Below are 2,557 nucleotides of genomic sequence, written 5' to 3' on the forward strand. Positions count from 1 at the left end.
AAGTGAAATTCAAATGAAAAAACACCACAAAAATCATTTCAAAAGATTTTTGTGGTGTTTTGCTTGGAAACTGAAACCCTATGTCCCAGCCCCTTTTTAATTTATATTTATTAACTAGCTCTTTGTCTAGATTGGTGAAGATATAAAGGACTAAGTAACAACTAACTGTTACCTAGTCCTTTAAAATTTTTCATCTACCAAAATTTAAAAAAATATTTAAATATTCACATTAAATAGTTTTACATATTTTACATGATTTGAAGTATTTATTGATTAACCTTTTAAGTCAATCTATTTTTCCTTTGATTTTTTCTACTGGATATTTCTCAGCATTTTTAATTAATTTTTTACGTATTATCTCATTAATATCAAAATTTAAATTATCAGCGAGCATATAACTATAAATTAAGATATCAGCTAATTCCTCAGCAATTCTATCTTGCTTTGTCTCTAAAACCTCTTTAGAAGATCTCCATTGAAATAATTCAAGTAATTCGGCTGATTCAATACTAATGGACAAGGATAAGTCTTTCTCATTATGATATTGCCGCCAGTTACGGTCATCTCTAAATTGATTAATTTCATTAATTATTTTTTTTGTTTCATTCATTATTATCACCTTTAGATGCGTTTTTTAGTGCTTCTCTTAATTGTTCATCAACAGCATAGATATACAATCCATTTACACCACGTGTTAATAGAACATTCAATTCATTTTTTAAAAGCATATTAGAAAAGTGCTGTTTAGATCCATCTTCTAAAGTTCTCTTTCGAGTGGCTTTTTTGTTAGCGCTTCTTTTTTCATCAAATACAATTTTTCCATCTCTATACTTAACTGAAGGACCAATCACCACGCCAGCATAATTTAAATCTAATCCTTGAATAGTATAAGTTGATCCAATTTCATTAATAGTATGGGATTGTTCAACCCATGGTAAATTCGATTCACCTTTATTTCTTTTAAGTTGATAATTCCAAGGCATAGACCAGTTTCCAACCCTAACTCTCCAATAATCATCATATTCGGGAGGTTTATTTTTATAAGTCCAGTCAAAAGTGGCAAGCATTCTAGATAAACCATAATCCTTACTCTTAGCTTTATTTCTTATTGCTTCTTCTAATTGAAGTGGTGTGTCAAAAATTTTTATCTCATAACCTTTTTTATCATGAGGAATAGCTTCTATTTTTTGATTATCTACAACATTTCTTATCCAACTAACAGTCTCATCATCACTATTAATACGCATTTGATTTCTTAGTTTTATATGATAATTTAGTCTTTTAGCATAATCGAAATAGTCATTTAATTTATCTATCTTCCATATTTGTTCAGTAGTAAGAATTTGTTTTAAATCAAACACTATTACAACGACTTTAGCTCTATCTAACAAATCTTCTAAATGATTTTTTCCACGATAACTTTGTTTCCCTTGTGTTAATAATAAATGTGCTTCATCTACGATAATAACATCAACTGGATCTTTTACTGAATGGCTATTTATAAAGCTAGTGGGCTTACTTACAATCTTATTTGATTTAGTTGAAATACCTAATTTATTAGCTATTTGATTATAAATAGTAACATGTTCATTTTGATTCACTAATAAATGAACATTTAAATTCTGATCTAGGTCGAGATTGTATTTTGCTAATTCATAAAGTAACGTACTCATCAAAACTGTTTTTCCAGATCCCGCCTCCCCTTCGACAATTATTAACTGTCCTTCTTCATCTAGAAGTATTGATTCTTTAATTTTATCTAGTATTTCTTCTTTAGCGTTAATTTGTTCTTGAGTTAATTTATGAAATGGTGAAGCTTTAAAGATTGCAGAATCTTTAATAATACTTTCAATTGGGAATAATGATTTATTCTTTTTATTTAAAGACTTCCAAATATCGGAAAAAATATCGTCTAAATGTTCAGATGTATAATATTCATTTTGTTGATTAGTTCTACAATTATATAGCCTTGATATATTATCTACACTTAATAAATATTGCATTAGTCTATTTTCGATATCTAAAGTAAGGGATTTATTAAACAACTCATGACCTATAACAAACATAGATGCATCTTCTGATAACGAAAAGTTTTTCCAATACGTCTTTATTTTTGTATCTGCATTAAGGTGTTGTCTAGTTCGATTTCTAATATCAGCCGTTTCACCTACATAAACTTCAAAAAAGTCTTCTCTTTTTTTATCATTAATTATGTAGACAGTCGGATATCGTAAAAAATACTTACCGTCAGGAGAAGATTTCCACTTTTGTACAGAATCATTAAGATTATTTAATGAATATTGCATTTTATCTATTTTTAACAAGCTGCCCATTATTATCACCTTTAAAATTCAACTATATATTTTACATTGTTCAACTTAAGTTTATAATAATCATTTATGTTGTGCTTTTACTTATAGTTGTAACGCTTTTTCCAAACCAGACAAAAGGATAGATTAATACTATAAACGCGTTGTATTTAATATAAATTAGTATTATAAAATTATTATATATAGAATAATACCTCGAGCTGTGTACTTATATAGAGTATATTGTC

At 27.6% G+C, this 2,557-nt stretch carries 2 protein-coding genes; both read right to left on the reverse strand.

Annotation, left to right across the window (positions count from 1 at the left end; genetic code table 11):
• Positions 1–286: 286 nt before the first annotated feature.
• On the reverse strand, positions 287–610 hold the full coding sequence (locus CD172_RS12095) for a nucleotide pyrophosphohydrolase (RefSeq protein WP_103346486.1): 324 nt from the start codon (positions 608–610) through the stop codon (positions 287–289).
• A complete protein-coding gene (locus CD172_RS12100; protein ID WP_103346487.1) occupies positions 603–2,333 on the reverse strand; it encodes a DUF2075 domain-containing protein in 1,731 nt (576 codons plus the stop codon). Before CD172_RS12100 ends, CD172_RS12095 begins: the two co-directional genes overlap by 8 nt.
• Between the last annotated feature and the right edge of the window lie 224 nt (positions 2,334–2,557).

Origin of the sequence: Staphylococcus agnetis (assembly GCF_002901865.1) — a bacterium.
Classification (GTDB): domain Bacteria; phylum Bacillota; class Bacilli; order Staphylococcales; family Staphylococcaceae; genus Staphylococcus; species Staphylococcus agnetis.